15 protein-coding genes and 2 pseudogenes are annotated in these 17,929 nt (G+C 51.9%); 1 reads left to right on the forward strand and 16 read right to left on the reverse strand.

The genetic code is table 11. From position 1 onward, the window contains the following. The 6 genes and pseudogenes from ACTRXD_RS11120 to ACTRXD_RS11145 form a co-directional block, all read right to left on the reverse strand. The gene (locus ACTRXD_RS11120; RefSeq protein WP_442431878.1) at nucleotides 1-999 is read right to left on the reverse strand and encodes an HlyD family secretion protein; all 999 of its coding nucleotides are present in this window, start codon (nucleotides 997-999) and stop codon (nucleotides 1-3) included. Between the two features lie 51 nt (nucleotides 1,000-1,050). After that, the gene (locus tag ACTRXD_RS11125; RefSeq protein WP_442431879.1) at nucleotides 1,051-2,565 is read right to left on the reverse strand and encodes an efflux transporter outer membrane subunit; all 1,515 of its coding nucleotides are present in this window, start codon (nucleotides 2,563-2,565) and stop codon (nucleotides 1,051-1,053) included. A gap of 114 nt (nucleotides 2,566-2,679) precedes the next feature. After that, complete coding sequence (locus ACTRXD_RS11130) at nucleotides 2,680-3,450, reverse strand: STAS/SEC14 domain-containing protein (RefSeq protein WP_442431880.1); 771 nt, start codon at nucleotides 3,448-3,450, stop codon at nucleotides 2,680-2,682. 103 nt (nucleotides 3,451-3,553) lie between these two features. After that, complete coding sequence (locus ACTRXD_RS11135) at nucleotides 3,554-4,069, reverse strand: GNAT family N-acetyltransferase (protein WP_442432016.1); 516 nt, start codon at nucleotides 4,067-4,069, stop codon at nucleotides 3,554-3,556. Between the two features lie 81 nt (nucleotides 4,070-4,150). Beyond that, nucleotides 4,151-6,259: pseudogene (locus ACTRXD_RS11140) on the reverse strand (acetate--CoA ligase family protein); the annotation flags it as partial. Nucleotides 6,260-6,453: 194 nt separating this feature from the next. Further along, nucleotides 6,454-7,395 carry a universal stress protein gene (locus ACTRXD_RS11145; protein ID WP_442431881.1) on the reverse strand — a complete coding sequence of 314 codons (942 nt, stop codon included), beginning with the start codon at nucleotides 7,393-7,395 and terminating at the stop codon, nucleotides 6,454-6,456. A gap of 364 nt (nucleotides 7,396-7,759) precedes the next feature. Between ACTRXD_RS11145 and ACTRXD_RS11150 the strand changes: the two genes are divergently transcribed. Continuing rightward, on the forward strand, nucleotides 7,760-8,395 hold the full coding sequence (locus ACTRXD_RS11150) for a YchE family NAAT transporter (RefSeq protein WP_442431882.1): 636 nt from the start codon (nucleotides 7,760-7,762) through the stop codon (nucleotides 8,393-8,395). Between the two features lie 694 nt (nucleotides 8,396-9,089). On the opposite strand, the gene ACTRXD_RS11155 is transcribed toward ACTRXD_RS11150, so the two are convergent. The 10 genes and pseudogenes from ACTRXD_RS11155 to ACTRXD_RS11200 form a co-directional block, all read right to left on the reverse strand. Further along, complete coding sequence (locus tag ACTRXD_RS11155; RefSeq protein WP_442431883.1) at nucleotides 9,090-9,395, reverse strand: hypothetical protein; 306 nt, start codon at nucleotides 9,393-9,395, stop codon at nucleotides 9,090-9,092. Nucleotides 9,396-9,792: 397 nt separating this feature from the next. After that, the gene (locus ACTRXD_RS11160; RefSeq protein ID WP_442431884.1) at nucleotides 9,793-10,773 is read right to left on the reverse strand and encodes a sugar phosphate nucleotidyltransferase; all 981 of its coding nucleotides are present in this window, start codon (nucleotides 10,771-10,773) and stop codon (nucleotides 9,793-9,795) included. A gap of 369 nt (nucleotides 10,774-11,142) precedes the next feature. Then, entirely contained in the window at nucleotides 11,143-11,499 is a 357-nt protein-coding gene (locus ACTRXD_RS11165) for an STAS/SEC14 domain-containing protein (protein WP_442431885.1), read from the reverse strand. Nucleotides 11,500-12,221: 722 nt separating this feature from the next. Then, nucleotides 12,222-12,326, reverse strand: a pseudogene (locus ACTRXD_RS11170) (DUF2934 domain-containing protein); the annotation flags it as partial. A 439-nt stretch (nucleotides 12,327-12,765) separates the two neighbouring features. After that, a complete protein-coding gene (locus tag ACTRXD_RS11175) occupies nucleotides 12,766-13,743 on the reverse strand; it encodes a sugar phosphate nucleotidyltransferase (protein WP_442431886.1) in 978 nt (325 codons plus the stop codon). A gap of 809 nt (nucleotides 13,744-14,552) precedes the next feature. Further along, the gene (locus tag ACTRXD_RS11180) at nucleotides 14,553-14,723 is read right to left on the reverse strand and encodes a hypothetical protein (protein ID WP_442431887.1); all 171 of its coding nucleotides are present in this window, start codon (nucleotides 14,721-14,723) and stop codon (nucleotides 14,553-14,555) included. Nucleotides 14,724-14,797: 74 nt separating this feature from the next. Further along, complete coding sequence (locus ACTRXD_RS11185) at nucleotides 14,798-15,838, reverse strand: response regulator (protein WP_442431888.1); 1,041 nt, start codon at nucleotides 15,836-15,838, stop codon at nucleotides 14,798-14,800. A 176-nt stretch (nucleotides 15,839-16,014) separates the two neighbouring features. Next, on the reverse strand, nucleotides 16,015-16,707 hold the full coding sequence (locus ACTRXD_RS11190) for a response regulator (protein ID WP_442431889.1): 693 nt from the start codon (nucleotides 16,705-16,707) through the stop codon (nucleotides 16,015-16,017). 230 nt (nucleotides 16,708-16,937) lie between these two features. Next, complete coding sequence (locus tag ACTRXD_RS11195) at nucleotides 16,938-17,588, reverse strand: response regulator (RefSeq protein ID WP_442431890.1); 651 nt, start codon at nucleotides 17,586-17,588, stop codon at nucleotides 16,938-16,940. 98 nt (nucleotides 17,589-17,686) lie between these two features. Beyond that, nucleotides 17,687-17,881, reverse strand: coding sequence for a hypothetical protein (locus tag ACTRXD_RS11200; RefSeq protein WP_442431891.1), 195 nt, complete (start codon nucleotides 17,879-17,881; stop codon nucleotides 17,687-17,689). Between the last annotated feature and the right edge of the window lie 48 nt (nucleotides 17,882-17,929).

A 17,929-nucleotide genomic window follows, 5' to 3' on the forward strand; every position in this document is an offset into this window, starting at 1 on the left:
TTACGGTGGATCACCCGGATAACGCTTTTCAAGAGCTTCAGGCCATGGGATGGAGTCATCAAGGCGCACATAGGCTACACCTCTCACCCCGGTTTTCACCTGATCAATATGCTTCATGACCAACTCACGCGGGATCTTGACTTTCACCCGAAACATCAGTTTTTCACGCTCACTCAGAATCTCCACCTGCTTGGGAGTAAATTGCGCTTCCGGGGCCACAAAACTGACTGTGGCCGGAACTGCGAATTGAGTGGCCACTGCATCAACCACAATTCGTGCCTGCGCCCCAATGGTCAGGCGTGCAGCCTCACGCGAGGGCAGAAAAATTTCCATATAGACTTCACTCAAATCTACAAGCGTCAGGACTTTGCCCCCTGCAGCCAAGACTTCCTCCTCCCGGGATAACCGGTACAGGACGCGTCCCACCACAGGGGTCTTCAGAAACGCATCATCAATCTGGGTCTGAATTCGCTTCACCTCAGCGCGCGCAGCATCAATCCCACGGCTTTGCGTTCGAAGGTTGGCTGTCGCCGCATTCAAGGCAGCAACGGCGGTATCCCTCTGGCTTTGCCGTTGATCAAGAATCCGCTTCGACAACGATCCCTTACGGACGAGGGGCACGGCACGCGCCAATTCCTGCTCGGCCAGCTTGAGCTCACTTTTTCGTTGGACGATCACCGCCTCAGCCTCCTTCACGGCAGCCTGCGCTTTGGCGAGTTCGGCTTTGGCTTTAGCCAGTTCGGCCTCCTGCTCCAACGTCTCCATTTTTGCCAGGACCTCACCCGGCTGGACTAAATCACCTTCATGGACAAAAATTTCATCCACACGCCCGGCAAACTTCGAAGCAATATCGACCTGGTCTGCCTCAATTCGACCATTGCCGAACACGATGCCTTGTGGAATAGGAGGGGGTTGATTCTGCCACCATTGCCAACCTCCAATCACACCTCCCACCACGATCACTCCTAGAATCACAACCTGTATGGTTGTCCGAGTCATATGCCGCCTCCACTCAAATTCCGATTCACGTGGTCACGGCCTTGGCCCGTTTCATTGTGGGCGGTTTTCCTGTTTGCCACTTTTTTCCCCTTCTGCCTGATTATGATGGCCTTCATCCGGACTCGACTCACGAACGTCTTCCGGCGCTAACGTCGCCCATCCTCCACCAAGCGCCTTATACACACTAATGATGTTCGTTGTGACCTGGGCATTGCTGGCCGCCAACTGATCCTGAATGGTGAGGAGAGACCGCTGGGCATCCAGGACGGTGAGAAAGTCGTTTTCTCCTGCACGATATTGGTCGTCCGCCACCTCAACCATGCGGCGCGTGGCCTGTTCAGCCTCGACTAATGATTGACGACGGATGAGTTCCTTGCCATAGGCCACCAGAGCATCCTCCACATCCTGGAGCCCGGTGAGCACGGACGCTTCATAGGCAATCAGCGCCTGCTCCTGTCTGGCATTTTGGACTTCAATATTTTGGCGGATTCGGCCGGCATCAAACACTCTCCACTGAATGGTTGGGCCAAGATTGTACACACGATTGATCGGGGCCACGAGGTCTCCGGCACTAAACGACTCAAGGCCGATTGATCCAACCAGGGTCAACTTGGGATACAGCTCCGCCGTCGCCACGCCGATTTGAGCTGTCTGCGCCGCGAGTTCACGCTCGGCTTTTCGAACATCCGGTCTCCGGCGCAACAGATCAGCCGGAACCCCGATCGCGACCTGAGGGGGTGCGAGTGGAACATGTCCCGGCTTCCTGAGCTCCTCATTCAATGCAGCCGGTTCTTGGCCGAGCAGAACCGCCAGCCGATGCTTGGCTTGGGCGAGAGACGTCTCCAGGGTGGGAATTTGGGACCGGGTCGCCTCGAGATTGGAGCGGGCTTGCTCAACATCAAGCCGCGAAACTTCTCCGCCTTCGAAGTTGGCCAACACGAGGTCAAAGGTCTTCGCCTGGGCATCCCGATTGGCTTTGGCGACCGCTATCCGTGTCTGAAAGGACCGCACTTCCACATAATTCAGTGCTACTTCTGCGAGCAAGGTGACCAGGATATCCCGATACTCTTCCTCAGTGGCTTGAAATTCCGCTACGGAAGATTCGACCTGTCGCTGGAGGCGCCCAAACAGATCAATCTCCCATGCGGCATCAAACCCGGCCTGGTAGTACGAGGTCGTAGCCGAGAGCACGTTTTCCTGACTCGTCCCAAAGCGAAAGCGTTTACGGGCCACTGACCCGGTGGCATCAATGGTCGGAAAACGGTCAGCTTCGCTTATGCCCCGTTGAGCGCGCGCTTCGCGAATGCGCGCCGCGGCCTGGCGCAAATCAAGATTCCCCTCGACGGCCCTTTCAATCAGCGTATTCAGTTCCGGATCGTTCAGGGTCATCCACCATTGACTCAGAGTGGCTTTATCGTCTGGAGTTGCGCGCAGCCCACCCGTCAGCTCACTGCTAAACGTCTTGGGCGTCTGTGGTTCCGGCGGGACATAGTCCGGACCCACGGTCGTACAGCCTATGACCTGTAAGCTGAGCAGGAACGTGATCAGTGCACGGATTGACCTCATGATGGATGATCCCAAACCAATAGCGTTGATCGAATGCCGGCAGGTCATGCGATTGAACTGTTCTTTGTACCATAACGAACCTGTATTCTTGTCATGGCCAAGCTGCCGGTAAGTTTATTGAGGGGGTTCTGCTCCCAGCCAAGCCCATGCCTCGCTTTCCTGATCTTCCGGGAATGTCCGCATTTCCATATCCGCAAACGCGGGATTCACAGTCTCAATGACCCTGCACATCCAGCCTGGCGCACCGAGGATGGCGTAGCGCTCGACCTTCTGTATGGCCGCCAGCTTTATCGAAAGAAGGCCGCTTTGCATAAATATTGCCGGATCGATCCCACCGAAGTGTTTGATCCGGTTCAGTAACCGCACCTTCTGATGCTGCTCCAGAAATATTTCGAATTTTTTGATGACCTCGGGCATTTCCTTCCCTGAAATCACTCCATTAATCTCAAAGGCCAGGACATCGTCTTTTGATGTGGGGAGGAACCGGAAAGCCGGAGGTTGCAATTTGCCTGCTTTCGGCAGCTCGGAGGCCCACTTCATGGCCTCATTGCGCTCATCGGACGGGAATATCTTCATCTCCACAGTCGGAAATAAAGCGCTCATGAACCCGATCAGGGCTTGGGGCCATTCCTTATCCGAAACAAAGGCAAAACGGGTGAATTGATTGATATGCCTGAGAAGCTCGAGATCGGCCTTCGTACCCTCGACAAATGCATCGGCGTTCATGTCCGACAAGCCTGTGAAGTCCACCACCATGCTAAGCTGATCATGGTTGAGCAGTTTTTCATCAAGAATACCCTTATACGTTTTGATGTCGTCGCCCGTAAGTTTCCCGCTGAGATGCATGGCAATCACGTGATCCGGTGCGGCTACTCGTTGATACATAATGATCTCCAGATGCTTAGGAATAAGTGGGAATCGGTTACTTCGACTTTCATAGGATGAAATTTATCCTTGGAGCAGGTTTCTTGCCACCAACCTCTCTCCATTATTCAGACGGCCTTCCGGAGGTGAGATTCAGCGTAATCTCAATCGCATCTCCTTCTGCTGTAAGTTTTTTGGTAAATCCGGTGCGCCGCGCCAACTCCAGCATCCCGGAGTTGTCCGTTAAGACCTGGCCGATGATCTGTGCCATGCCCCGCTGCCGGCAATACCGGATCATTTTCTCCAACAACAGTCGTCCTAAACCCTGTCCCTTCATATCCGACCGGACGATAATGGCGAACTCGGCCGTGTGATTGTTGGCATCATTAGCCGTGCGAACCACACCAAGGGTCTCAGACCGGTTCCCCTCATCCTTGCCTACCGCAATGAACGCCATTTCCCGGTCGTAATCAATCTGGGTAAAGCGGGCCATTTGTGAATGGGGTAATTCCCGAATGAGTCCGAAAAACCGGAATCGAATATCCTCCTGGGACAACCGTGAAAAAAATTCGTTATGAGCCGGTTCATCTTCCGGACGAATGGGCCGACACAGAATCCGTTTCCCCGATCCCAGTGTCATCCATTCCTCAAGTTCTTCCGGATAGGGACGAATGGCCAAATGGTGCGGACCGGAAATGCGAGAAGGGGCAATTTTCATTCTGGCGTCCAACGCCAATACCCCATTCTGGTCTGCGAGAAGGGGATTAATATCCAGCTCAACAATTTCAGGAAAATCCTGCACGAGATGAGAAATTTGCATTAAGGTCAGACAGAGCGCTTCCAGATCGACGGCAGGATGAGTCCGGAAGCCTTGCAATAAGGAAGCAATCCTCGTCGCCTTAATCAGATCTTTGGCTAATTTCATGTTCAAGGGAGGGAGAGCCATGGCATGGTCCCCCAACAACTCAACGGCAATGCCCCCCTGACCGAACACAATGACCGGGCCAAACGCGGCATCGACGGTCACCCCCGCCAATAATTCGTACGCACCAGGCCGTCGGGCCATCGGTTGGACGGTCACACCACGCATCTCCGCTCCCGGATGAAACTGCTGCAACCGGTCTTTCATTCCCTGAAACGCTGTGGCAACGGCCTTGGAGTTTTCCACATCAAGCACGACTCCCCCGACATCGGTTTTATGGCTAATGTCAGGAGAAAGAATTTTCAATGCTACGGGAAACCCCACCTGTTCCGCGAAACGAATGGCCTGCTCGGGGGTCGACGCGATATGGGTCTCCACCGTGGGAATGCCATAGGCAGCCAGAATGGCCTTTGCCTCCGGCTCATTCAACGGAGAACGCCCCTGCGCTAACTCCTGTTCAATCACGTATCGTGCGGAAGACGTGGCCGGTTGAAATTCACGTGGAATGGATGGGGGAATTTCCATCAGCATGCGCTGCCGCTGGGAGTATCGAATCAGATGCAGGAAGGCGCGCACCGCCTTTTCAGGTGTGCCATAGGTGGGGATATTGGCCTCGGCGAACAGGCGCCGGGCCTGAAGCGTTGTGTGGCCACCAAGCCAACTGGTCAACACATTTTTCTTGGAGGACGATGCGCGTACCGCATTCACCACGGCCAGCGCGGCCTCCTCACTGGTGACGACTGCTGTGGGAGCATGGGTCACGATGACCGCATCCACATCCGACGCGTTCAGGATACTGGTCAAGGCCTGCGCATAGCGGTCCCCTCTCGCATCCCCGACGATATCAACAGGATTTCCGTGCGACCAGCTTGCCGGCAACAGGGCGGTCAATTCTTGGATGGTGGCCTCTGACAAGCCGGCGAGGGCACCACCGCCTTCGGCAAAGGCATCGGCGGCCAGAACACCCGGCCCTCCTCCGTTCGTCACAATCGCTAATCGTTCTCCCTGTAATGGGCGGGCTCGCTCCAGGGTTTCGACGGCATCGAACAATTCATCAATTTCAAACACCCGCAGGATTCCAGCCCGGCAGAATGCGGCATCGTACACCTCATCACGACCGATGAGTGCCCCGGTATGGGAACTGGCGGCGGTGGCCCCTTCCGGATGTCGTCCCGCTTTAATCGCTAAGACCGGTTTATTCCGAGCGGCGGCTCTGGCCGCCGACATAAACTTTCTGGCCTGCGTGATGGATTCGATGTACAAAAGAATGGCCCGGGTATCAGGGTCGCTGCCCAGATAATCCAGAACATCGCCAACATCGATATCCAGACTATCTCCCAGGGAAAGAAAATGCGAAAAGCCGATTCCCTTGGACCGGGCCCAATCCAACACTGCCGTGCAAAGAGCGCCTGACTGAGAAAGAAACGCCAGCGACCCCGGGAGCGCTTCCACATGGGCAAAACTGGCATTGAGTCCCAGCCGGGGAATGAGCATGCCAACGGTATTCGGACCCAGAAGTCGTATACCGAATTTGCTTGCGGTTTCCAGCATGTCCGTCCAATCGGTCGCGCCCTCCTTCCCTGATGATTCTCGCCTGATGCCGGCTGTCAGAATAACCGCGGCCCGGACTCCGCGTTCGCCTAATTCTTGAAGCAACGGCGGGACGGTGTGGGGAGGGGTACACAGAACGGCGAGATCGGGATTCATCGGCAAGGCCTGCACATCGGGGTATGCCAGCACCCCGCACACCGCCTGATACTTTGGATTGACCGGCATAATAGGACCCTGGAACCCTCCCTTGAGAAGATTCTGCATCACCACACTTCCCACTCGATGAGGCCGATTTGACGCACCGATCACCGCAATAGACCGAGGCTTAAACAGGTACTTGAAATTTCGAATGCTCATGACACGTCCCGTTATTCATAGATGAAGATTGTCCAATAAATCTGCAATGCCCGATGATTCAAGGGGTATGTTCCCGGGCGTGGAAGTGAGAGATCGGCATATCCTGCGGCCACCTTCCTTCTATCACAAGGAAAGCGGAACCAGGGCCATTTTTGCCCATAGCCAACAGGGTTTTCTGCCCGCGTTTCGGAGAATCATTTCTTCGTTTTATTTCGAATGACCGCCACAGAAGAACCGGCTCTGTGGACCACCTTATTCGATACACTCCCCAAGAAGACCCGCTTGACCCCGGTCGATCCACGAGATCCCATCACGATGAGATCTGCTCGCGCATAGCGAGCGGCTTTAAGAATTTCATCGGCCGGATTGCCATACACCAACCGCTCCTGAATCTGAAGGTTAGGAAAAGACAATGCCTTTCGAGTCTGTTCAAGAAGTTTCGCCCCTTCCCGGCCCCGAATCTCCAGAATTTCTTCGGCCAATTTGGCAAATTCGCTCTCATCTTTGCTATCAGCCGTCAATGCCCGTTCGGTTTCGTACACATGTTTTTTGACTACATGAAGAATGGTGATTTGGGAGGAAGGCGGTAGCTCCACGGTTTTGACGAAGTCGACCGCCGCCCGTGAATCGGAAGATCCGTCAGTGGCCAGCAGAAGGTTCATGCCTCGAACCTCCTTTTTCTCGCGAGCCATGGGGCGAGCGATCAACACCGAGCAGGGCGCTTCCTGTAACACCCATTGACTCACACTCCCGAGTAAAAACCCCTTCGCTTTGGAATAGCCACGTGATCCGAGGACCACCAGATCGACGTTTTTCGAATGAATGGTTTTTAAAATTTCCTCTCCGGGAAAGCCCTTTTTTACAAGAGAAGCCACATGCACATCCTGAAGATTCAACCTTTTCTCGACCTTACCCAAAAACTCACGCGCCTGGTCAAGCGCCTGTTTTTGAACCTCTTGTACCCGCTGGGAGATTTTCAAAATCCGTTCCTTCGCCAGACCTGTAATCTTTTGAGGGACAGGGTTCACATGGAGAAGAAACAGATCGGATCCACCGGGCAGTGTCAACTTGCTGAGAATCTGAATGGCCCCTTCAGAAATACGAGTTTGTTCTACCGCCAACAACACTTTCATCATTGCGCTCCTTTCAACCCATAACGAAAAAAACAACTTCCCAATTCCAGTTTACCTTATGTCTCTCTTTCCTGTATTTTCTTTTCTCAATTCCATTTCCCCCGGGTAGATGAATGACAGATAGCCGAACCAACGACAGATGATGGCTGCAAGACCAGTGGAACGTTCAGCCCAAGCATGACAATCCGGCAGTATGAAATGAGGTGAAACTTTTCTTTGATTTTTATGATGAGAATAGTCACATGACTATACAGGTTTTCCCTGTCACACCCCATCAATGCTCATGCCTTTTGTGGCCAGTGAGAATTTAGGAAGTGCCACATCCCTGATAGCAGGTGTATGAGAGGAACAAACAAATGGATACCCGATGCTTGATTATACTGAATACCTTAAAATTTTTGTGGCGCTGTTAGCCGTTATCAATCCATTGGGCGCTCTCTCCATTTTCATCGCGTTAACCCCTGATGAAAACAGGAAATCCAGGGAGAAAATTGCCAAAATAGCATCATTCTCCGCGACCCTGATTCTGATAGTCGCCTTAATCGCCGGGGAATGGATGCTCGTATTTTTCGGGATCAGTGTGAGTTCTTTTAGAGTTGGCGGCGGGATCCTCATCCTCCTGATGGCTATTTCCATGCTTCAGGCAGAATTGAGTCCCACAGTGCAAACAAAAGAGGAAGCGGAAGAATCCAACAGAAAGCACGATATTGCCGTCGTCCCTTTAGCAACCCCATTACTGGCCGGGCCAGGTGGAATGAGCACAGTTGTGGTTGAAGCACATAAAGGCACCAACCTGGGACATGAATTGTTACTTGGTTTGACCATCATAATTGTTGGCATATGCCTATGGATGGCTTTACACCTGGCTCCGCGGATCTCACAACGTTTCGGGGTGACCGGCATTAATATTTTTACCCGTATCATGGGCCTTATCCTGTCCGCCATCGCCGTGGAGATTATTGCCAACGGGATAAAAGGGTTGTTCCCGGCTTTGGCGGGATGAGACAAAAGGAGTCCGGTGGATCGGCATACATTCGCATTGAGACCAAGACCGACTCGTATTTCCTCAGCCCTATCCCGCTCGACACAACAAAAAATTACGTGTGGATCGTTCTCAATCCACTGCCTTTTTAACCTTTAGACGTAAAGGCCTTTTGCCTTAACGGACCCTTTTGTGAATTACCGGAAACTACCCAGGATTCGGTAGGTATTGTCCCATATGATAAACATGTGGGGTTAGAACGCTCTTCGAGGAAAGTATGAGAGGTCGATTCTTAAACCATGCTGACCGGAGAAAAGAGCGAAGTCATGATGTTGTAGTTAAAAGCCCAGAGAGCGGTATATAGACCGGTCGCGCCCTACCATACCACTCCCCTGAAGGACTGATGTCTCTACTCACTGATGGCGTGGGCAAACACCCTAACGTGGATACCCCCAAATCCCCAATATGACCAAAGCCCATCTTGATGAACTACGCATTATTTCTCTCTTAAGAAGAACCCATTCTAATTCTATCTCACGAGGCAAACTCTCAAACAGTCCCACAAAATCCCAAAGGGAGTAACACATGGAAAAGGAAACCGGTGAACGGTGGCTGGACCAATGCCTACCTGATGAACGCTGGGCTCTGGTTGTTCTGCTAATAGAGCTCTGGCTCATGGATTTTCTTCATCCATGGCAGCCGGAGATGGGTCTTGCTACCTACCGTCCTTGCCGACCCATACCGCATCCTTTTCCCATTGATGGAGATTGATATTCCCCGGTTGGACTGTGGGAATGAATCCTTTTGGCCTTTCGCGCCAATTTCCTTTCATATTTTTTAAGCTGATCGTTTTCTCGATCCCGTTTGTGCCGTCCAGTGTTGTTTTTTTTGGGTTGTTGAAGGTCATCCGGAACCTGAAGTTGGTCATGTCATTGATCTTGAGACCAACTAAAACCTGCAAAGCCCATCGATTGGTACGACTAACGAAATGAAGATGAAACCACAGAACATGTTCGTGCATGTCATACAAACACCTTCTTTTGAGAAACAGTATAGGCGACATGATTGTGAGCCGGCGGCAATTTATTGACACGAACAGGGAAAATTATTTCAGAAAACCGCGCCGTCATTCAGAACAAAATGAAAAGATGTGCCAACGGAATTCCTGGCATTCAGCTGATGAACAGAACTCTTGAGTGAATTCATTCGTACGCCCGCGGGATGATACCCGCGTGCACCTTCCCAACGGGAGATTGAGAGTTCATGGAATCGGTGCCACCAGGGATCATGCTCTCCCGAACTCCTTAAGGAACCTCTCTTATATGATGACGTCTTTTTTCTCACTACGCCCTTGAACTTACCGGCTGAGGTGGATGTTTGAGGTGTATCGGATGGTTGAACGAACGGCTTTTTCGCCATCACATCACCTCTATGTGAGAAATGGCATCGGTGGGAGCCAAGGACCTTTGTAAAATTTCGGAAGGAAATGCAGGTTTTTTTCCGAGAGTTTGGAGTGTATGGGCAATGCGTTCGGGTTGTCCCCAATCACTCCACAGCACTTCTTCGAACTCCATCACCCCCAGATGCTCAGGAATCCGTTGTAGCAATTCACGAGAAAAGTCTAGGACAGGCATGTCTCGATAAATCTCGTGCAGCATCCTATTTTCGTTCACAGTGCCAATCGTCGCTCCTAACTGTTCAAACCGCTCCATCATAACCGGCAGGTTTTGCCAACCAAGTTTCCAGAGAGCGGTCACGTTTGCCACAATCACCAACGTATTCCAAAGCGCGCCACTTGCCATGACTTGTTTCCCTTCACGGAGGTCCGGTTTTTCAAGAAAGGAACCGACGTGACGAATACATGACCCATTGCTCCAACCCAGGACTTCGCCCAGGTTGATCCACCCATAGTCCAATTCGGGATGGGAAGGAGACACGCCAAACAGGATCAAACGATCCTGGAGAAAGTGGCTTGCGCGAATCCCTCGCCTGACCGTCTCGAGAAAACGAGCTTCCGGAAAGACAAAATGATCGGATGGAAAAATAACGACTGTGGCATCAGCATCCCAGGCTCGAACAAAGGTCAGGGGAAGGAATACTCCCGCCGCCGTTCCACAATTCTGTGGCTGAACAATCACGTGTCCGGACGTATCTCCATCAATGGCTTTATTCAAAAACTCCCGATGGTTCCGACCGATCACCGTGACCTTATGTTCAGGTCTGACCAATCGGTCTGCTCGATCCAGCGTATGTTGAAGCATGGATCGTTTTCCGACAAAGGTACAATACTGCTTGGGTTTATGCCCGCCCAACCACTGTTCGATAAACGGGCGTGTCCTTTCCCCCTCCCCACCAGCTAAGATAATCGACCACAACGGATGAGCCCCGGCTCTCAGCATGTTCTTCATCTCCCTCCCTGGGTCATGTATGCCAAAGTACAATGAGGGTCTTACCCCATTATGGAATGTTCTTTGTAAAACATTTTACCCAAGGAAGGAACTAGGAATTTCCCTAGTCAAGGAGGAAAAAGTCCCTAGGATTCAGCAGTGAATCCCAATAAATGGAATCGGGGCTGCCAGACTCACGTCTTCATCAGACGCCAGGGGGTTAACGGAAGTGGTTCCGAAGATGAGCATGGCCTTGTTGAGTGAAGAGAATGAGGGATTTCAACTCAAATGGCTATTTAACCAAAATCGCCGCACATTCATTCACGGCCACCCTCTCTTCGGAATCCGGATGAAGCCCGTTAGCAGTGGGTTTTGATCAACTCATCCCTTTACCCAGCGCCAGGCCTTGTCTGTCTTGTCTGGTGTGAAATATTTGAATTGAGTACTGGGCCAGGGAACAGAAACATTTTGTCCGCCCTCCAACCATTGTCGGCTTCCCACCACCGCAATTCGTTGATATTCTTGAGCGTTCCTAAGGTTATCGGTCATCTCCTCCCATAAGGCTTGCCCATTTTCGCCTTCAACGGTTGCCATATCGCATAAGAAATTAATCGGGCCAACCTCCTGCATCAGATGCTCCAGGTACGCATTCAAGAGATCATACTCTTCGGCTGATAATTTACTCATAACCCGTATACCCACACTTCTGTCTTCACTTTCATCTAAAATCCGATACATACCCTTACCTTCCCCCTGGCAAAAAGTCGTAATCGGCGCTTACGGCCCATTTTTCAGCGAAGAAAAACCCGGTTAATGGCTTAATATCATTTTTTACCCGCATCTCCTTTGCCCTGAAAGCATTTCACCAGCCCCTGATGGTATAGACCCACTCTCCTTTCTCTAGCGAGGGTTATGCCAGAAGGGGGCCTCGGACCAATTCTCTCTGTTCGCAATGGGTTCTGAGGAAACGGACCACGCCGGGAAAGGTCCCTTGGCCAAAAAAGCTACAGGGATGAATGGAGAACTGTTGAAGATTGCAACAACAAGGGTGGAAAAGCGGAAATTAGGCCCATTGGTCATTCTCAGGATTTATTATCCTAAAAACGGCAGTTGGCCATCTCGGAACCCTTCGACTGCCGCGGAAGGCGCGGCGCTCAGGGCGAACGGACTCTCACCCAACGGGTGACCACTTCGACACTCCGTTCGTGCTGAGGCTCTCGAAGCATGAACGGGCTCTCGGCCCTGTAACTGCCGTTTTTAGGATTATGAGGAACCCATCAGGATTGGCGGGGGAAACCGGAGGAAAGTCGGCACAATTGATATCGTATATCAACAATTAAGTCTCCTCGGGGACATCCCTGACTCTATACTTCGGAAATCCATCAAGTCTTCATTTGGAACGGGGCTCTGCTGGCCTCCGCTCGATAACGGCGCAAGGATGGCTTTTCCAGCGTTTCGCTCTATGGTTCAATATTTCCCCATGATTCATCAGCCATGACCTCCTGCTCCGCGAGGAACCAATCATCGAGGTCCTGGCCGTGGTGGCCTCCCCGCCGCCGGTAGAGCTCAAAGGCCCGTACAGGGGGCTGTTGAAAAAAGCCGCCAGCGGCGTTCTCGCCATTTTTCCGTGCTCACGTACTGGAAATACGCTCTGCGCGCAAAAATGACTGCGGCCTTGCTGGACGGACCCTTCGGGAAGACTCAGGGCATGCTTTTTTGAACCGCCCCGAGACCTCTAATATGCAACGTGCCTGTGGGGCAATATGCCCTTGGAAATTGGTTTTATTCAACACTCCCGTACAGCAATTCGCGGCTGCATACCCTCATTCGCGAATGGAGTCTCCCCCGCATGTTCCTCCTCCGGCCGAAGAGGTTTGCGATTCCTGCCCCTGGGAGATGTCTTCGCGCGTGGCTGCTTATCTGTCATTCTCCTGCTTTGACGAGTTGCGCCCGACTGTTCCTCCGGTTCCTGGCGGTCACTCGTTGTTGATATGCGTTTGCGACTCATCGGGTCACCTCAAGAAAAGAGAGTGCCTGAGGAGAGGAACAGGGCATGGTGATAAGCTCAGAGGGGAACACAGGCTCCTTTCCAACAACATTCAGCGTGTCACGAATGCGGTCTGAGCCTTCCCAATCACTCCAAAGCACGTCTTCCAGCTCAATCATCCCCAGGCGTTCCGGAACGCGCTGGAGTAATTCGGAAGACACATCTAATCTGGGCATTTTCTGATATAACTGACGAAGCATGCGACCTTCCTGAGTGCTCCCGATGGCTTTTCCTAATCGCTCAAACCGTTCCATGATGACAGGAACGTATTGCCAGCCCAGCTTCCAGATGGTCGAAACTTTCCCCACGATCACCGACGTGTTCCAAAGTGCGCCTTTGGCCATGGCATTGAGGGCCTGAATAGGGTCGAGTTGCTCAACAAAGGAATCGACTTGCCGAACGCAGGATCCTCCACTCCAACCCAACACCCCACCCACATTCATCCAGCCATAGTCCAATTCGAGATGAGTGGGACGTACCCCCAACAACAGGAGGCGATCCTGAAGAATACGACTCCCGCTTATGGCACGCTGAACCGTTTCCAGAAAACGATTTTCCGGAAACACAAAATGGTCAGAAGGGAAGATGACCACTGTGGCATGTGGGTCCCATGCCCGCACATAGGTGAGAGGGAGATACATCTCAGGAGCTGTGCCGCAATAGTTCGGTTCAAGAACCACTTGTCCTGCCACCTGCCCCGTTAAGGCTTCACTTGCAAACCCTTGATGGCTTTGGGCCACCACCGTGATTTTTTGATGAGGAGCTCCAAGGCGATCCGCCCGGTCTAAGGTGTGTTGGAGCATCGACCGGTTTCCCACGAAGGTACAGTACTGCTTGGGTTTGGGATAGCCTAACCATCGTTCAATAAACGGACGCGTTCGTTCCCCCTCCCCTCCGGCGAGAATAATGGACCATAAGGCATGGAATTGAGACATAGGGCGGAGCTCCTTCCTTTGCACGAAAAAATTGTATGAAAGCTATGAATTACTACCTACGCGGTCCCTTATATCGTGAAAAAAGAGTGAGGGATACTGGGTATTTTCCTAGGAAACCAGGAAATTTTTCCTAGGAGTCTGTCGGACTTTGGGAATCGATAGCGAAAATGTCCTCGTGAGCGGAGACCCAGCTTCTGGAGAGATTAAAAAAGATTCTTGATTAAAAACGTCAGAATTCCAGCTTGGGGTTGAGGACCAGAATAAACTGTCGAGCCAGGCAAACAGGCTTTAGGCAGTCAATTGGGGCCCTTCAGAATCCTCGGACAAAACCTCTCTTGCGGCTATCAACCAACTGGCTAAACTCGGTCCACGAGGCTCACCTCCCCGCAGGGAAATCTCATGGGCGCGATTGTCAATTTTGATCTCTAGCGAATCAGAAGAACCATCATGCCTCATCTCCTGGTTTTCATTGACAGAAATTGGCAGACTTTGCATTTCTCCCTGTTTGTTGGACACGAACGAGACATCTTTCATTGGATCAACCTCCGCCTTGTATTGCCTTGATATCAGTTCAGCGCCTTATCATCTCAAGACAGATGAGCAGAATTTTGACGAACTCATTCCTGCGACGATCAAACCGGATTGAACGCTCATGGGCGAAGACATAACAAATTGTTCAAAACCGCCTGTAAATAGTAGCGACCAACAACGCGTCACCCTCTCTTTCAGCGTCCTGAAGCACGAGGAGCATCATAGGTCTTCTCCCTCTTTCCACATGAACCAGGAGATGACAGATATCTCAGTCGATTTCAGGCTTCCACCCGATCATGAATAACCTCACCACATTCCAGACAGACCAGGTGCCCCGTTTTCTCGCCTTTTTTGTTGACTTGTTCGTCTACCAGGCGTTGATGGGCGCAGACTTCTTTCCTCCCGGTTTTAAGGGTTCCATTCACACGACCGGCCTTCTGTTCATTCATGGGTCCCCCTTTCTGAAAAATGCCCAATACCTTATTTGAAAATCCATCAGCCCCAATCGGAATCCCGTCTTCCATCAGGCCACATGGAAACGAGAAGAGGCCTCAGCCTTGTCCTCATCATTTTGAAAGATCTTACGGCAGGCTTGTTGAACAGAAGCGAGATGAAACGGTTTAAGGAAAAATCCTTGAGCACCTTCCTGCAACATCCGCCGGAGCAATGATTCCTCCGACGCGCCCGACATCATGACCACCGGCATCTGATGTCCCAACCAGCGTAGTTCATCCAACATGGTCCGCCCATCCATAATAGGCATGTGCATATCCAGTAAAATTCCATCCACGCAACGGCCGTCCAATAGATCCAGGCCCTCCCGCCCATTTCTCGCAACAAGCACTTCATATCCCCATTCCTGAAGAGCTTGATCCAACAACCCGGCTACGGAAGGATCATCATCGACCACCAACAAACAGGGACGGACTTGGGCCTGGGCCCCGGTCCCGGCACGCGACGTACCCGGCGATGGGGGTTGGAGCGCTTGAAGAATTTCCAGACAGGACGGGCAATAGGTTTGTGCAGGCTCGATATCGGAGAATGTGAGTTGATGCCTTGACAAATAGGCATCCAACACTTGCCAGTCATCTGTTCCGACCAGCCCCTCGGAGGGATCATGAACCCGTTCACACCAGGCACAGGAAAACACGAATTGGGAGGAAGGCGAAGATAACGGGAGGCTATGCCGTAAGATATCTCCACGGGAAATGACTCCGACAAGCTGCCGGTCACGAACCACAGGCATCCTCAGAACTTGGCTGTGAACCATCCCCTTCATCACAACATCGAGCGGATCCTGCTCAAACACATAGACCGGCGTGGTCATGGTGTCTTCGACCCTGAGTTCATCCAGGGAATTCACGCGTGAACAGGCTTGTAACAGACGGAGTTCGGTCACGACCCCCAGAATTTCTCTTGTGGAATCGACCACCGGCCATCCGCTGTATTGACCGGAGAGAAATTGCAAAGCCAGACCCTTCTCAAAACGACCGGGTCGAAGAGGAACGGCTGCGGTGTTCATCAGATCTTCTGCCAATGCAGAAGATGAAAAAAGGTGGTTCATCCGAGGGCCTCTCTTTCACATCGGTTTCAACCATGAAACCATCAGAGTAATGGGGGATTTTGCCGCTAAGGTGAGGGTGTAAATACCGATCGACTTCAATAAAAAAAACTAGGGAAACCCCTAGTCCTTTCGGGAAATCATCCTAGGATGAAGTGAGGAGAGATGATCGGAATCGTCTACTTCTCAACCAGGCCGGAAGCCACCGCAAACTGGGTCAACTCTGGAATCGTATGCATCCCTAAGGTTTCCATGACCTTGGCTTTATGAAATTCCACCGTTTTGGTGGAAATATTGAGAAGGGTGGCAATGGCTTTGGTGGAATGGCCTTCGGCGATCAACTGCAAGACTTCCCGTTGACGAGGAGTGAGCAGCTTAAACAACGATTCCCCCCCTCCAACGAGATCATAAAGCGAGACCTCTCTCCGAAGAGCAAGAGGCGTGACATACCGGCCGCCTGCCAACACCGTCTTGACCGCCAATTGAAGTTCTGAACCGGCAGACCGTTTCAAGAGATATCCAGATGCTCCAGCCTCAAATGCCGCGGTAATATAGGCGGAATCCGCATGCATCGTCAGGAAAATGATTTTACAACGGGGAATAAGTTTTTGGAGATGGCGGGCCGATTCCAGCCCGTTTAGACTCGGCATCGAAATATCCATGATCACCACATCCGGGTTCAGATGTGAAGCGACTTCAAGCAGCGATCGTCCATCCTCCACTTTCCCCACGACCTCGCCAAAATCCTCCACAAGCCTGGCCACCCCCTCCAGCACCATGGGATGATCGTCCGCCAACACAATACGGGGAAGATTCGTCAAGGCCCCTTCGCCACATGAAAGATCATGAAAATGAGGGACAGGAACGGCCATCTAGACGTTTCCAGACAATGGGTCGCACCCTTCAGGCTGCCGTATTGTATACAAGGGAAGCCCAGGCACCACTAGGCAAATCCCTAGTTCTCGAAGGAAAATCTCCCAGTCCCTTCCCCCATCGTTTCACGTGACACACTCTTGACTCAGAGCCTATCGAATAGCTACCAAACGGTGCGCACAGTCAGATCAGGTAATGAAGGAGACCAGGAGGCAATATGAACAACGGGTTATTCCTCAGGGGCGATGAGGCCATGCGCGATGGCATACCTCGTTAATTCCGCCGTGCTATGCAGGTTTAACCCCCGGATAATCTGAGTTCGATGAAATTCAACCGTTTTAGGACACACATGTAATATCGTCGCGATCTCTTTGGTGCTGTGCCCCTCGGCAATGAGTTGAAGAACTTCCCGCTGCCGGGGCGTCAAGGATTTTTTCTCGAGCTGGGGAACCGGACTCGTTTGAGTGATGGTACTCAGAAAATCCTTGGCAATGGCCGGGGTCACATAGTACTGCCCTTTCATCACGGCGTGGATGGCTTGCATCAACTCTGAAGCAGCAGAACGTTTCAAGAGAAAACCGGAGGCTCCGATTTGAAAGGCTTCCTTCGCATACAGAGGATCCGCATGCATGGTCAGAAAAATCAGCTTAACCGAAGGAAGTAATTTCTTCAGTTGACGGGCGGCATCCAGTCCATTCAATTTTGGCATGGAAATGTCTAAGACAATCACATCCGGCTCCAACTTCGGAGCAACCTGAAGAAGGGCCCGCCCATCCTCCACTTTCCCGACAAGTTCACAGTCCTCCGTAACCAGCTTGGCCAAACCCTCCAGAACCAATACATGGTCGTCGGCTAATAGTATACGAGGTCGGGTCACCATAGCCGATGCCATCTGTCGTTCTGTTTTTTGTATATTCGCATAGGAATTCGTTGGGACCTCTCATCAAACAGCGTGTATCCAAAATCTTCCTCCGGACGTCACTCCCGACATTCGTTATCGGGAATCCATCTTGCCTGCGTATCGGATGAATCCACGCTGACGACTTGCGGGGATGCCGGAAAACGGTGTGTGAGGATTGTCTTTCTGAGCCCAGGGCGAAGAATCTGTGCCCACAGCGAACCTTTCCCCGGCTCAGCCAGATCCTTCGTTGCACTCAGGATGACAGCGATCATTGCTCATGGCCAACATTGGTCATCGGGCATCTCTCATGATTTTGATCT

This window comes from Nitrospira sp. T9 (genome assembly GCF_052156535.1).
Classification (GTDB): Bacteria; Nitrospirota; Nitrospiria; order Nitrospirales; family UBA8639; genus Nitrospira_E.

Excerpts from the sequence above, each read along its gene's own strand:
- ACTRXD_RS11155 (WP_442431883.1), bottom strand. The coding sequence starts at position 9,395 with ATGCACGAACATGTTCTGTGGTTTCATCTTCATTTCGTTAGTCGTACC.
- ACTRXD_RS11185 (WP_442431888.1), bottom strand. The coding sequence starts at position 15,838 with ATGAACCACCTTTTTTCATCTTCTGCATTGGCAGAAGATCTGATGAAC.
- ACTRXD_RS11120 (WP_442431878.1), bottom strand. The coding sequence starts at position 999 with ATGACTCGGACAACCATACAGGTTGTGATTCTAGGAGTGATCGTGGTG.
- ACTRXD_RS11195 (WP_442431890.1), bottom strand. The coding sequence starts at position 17,588 with ATGGTGACCCGACCTCGTATACTATTAGCCGACGACCATGTATTGGTT.
- ACTRXD_RS11180 (WP_442431887.1), bottom strand. The coding sequence starts at position 14,723 with ATGAATGAACAGAAGGCCGGTCGTGTGAATGGAACCCTTAAAACCGGG.
- ACTRXD_RS11200 (WP_442431891.1), bottom strand. The coding sequence starts at position 17,881 with ATGATCGCTGTCATCCTGAGTGCAACGAAGGATCTGGCTGAGCCGGGG.
- ACTRXD_RS11175 (WP_442431886.1), bottom strand. The coding sequence starts at position 13,743 with ATGTCTCAATTCCATGCCTTATGGTCCATTATTCTCGCCGGAGGGGAG.
- ACTRXD_RS11165 (WP_442431885.1), bottom strand. The coding sequence starts at position 11,499 with ATGTATCGGATTTTAGATGAAAGTGAAGACAGAAGTGTGGGTATACGG.
- ACTRXD_RS11190 (WP_442431889.1), bottom strand. The coding sequence starts at position 16,707 with ATGGCCGTTCCTGTCCCTCATTTTCATGATCTTTCATGTGGCGAAGGG.
- ACTRXD_RS11130 (WP_442431880.1), bottom strand. The coding sequence starts at position 3,450 with ATGTATCAACGAGTAGCCGCACCGGATCACGTGATTGCCATGCATCTC.
- ACTRXD_RS11150 (WP_442431882.1), top strand. The coding sequence starts at position 7,760 with ATGCTTGATTATACTGAATACCTTAAAATTTTTGTGGCGCTGTTAGCC.
- ACTRXD_RS11125 (WP_442431879.1), bottom strand. The coding sequence starts at position 2,565 with ATGAGGTCAATCCGTGCACTGATCACGTTCCTGCTCAGCTTACAGGTC.
- ACTRXD_RS11145 (WP_442431881.1), bottom strand. The coding sequence starts at position 7,395 with ATGATGAAAGTGTTGTTGGCGGTAGAACAAACTCGTATTTCTGAAGGG.
- ACTRXD_RS11160 (WP_442431884.1), bottom strand. The coding sequence starts at position 10,773 with ATGCTGAGAGCCGGGGCTCATCCGTTGTGGTCGATTATCTTAGCTGGT.
- ACTRXD_RS11135 (WP_442432016.1), bottom strand. The coding sequence starts at position 4,069 with ATGACACTGGGATCGGGGAAACGGATTCTGTGTCGGCCCATTCGTCCG.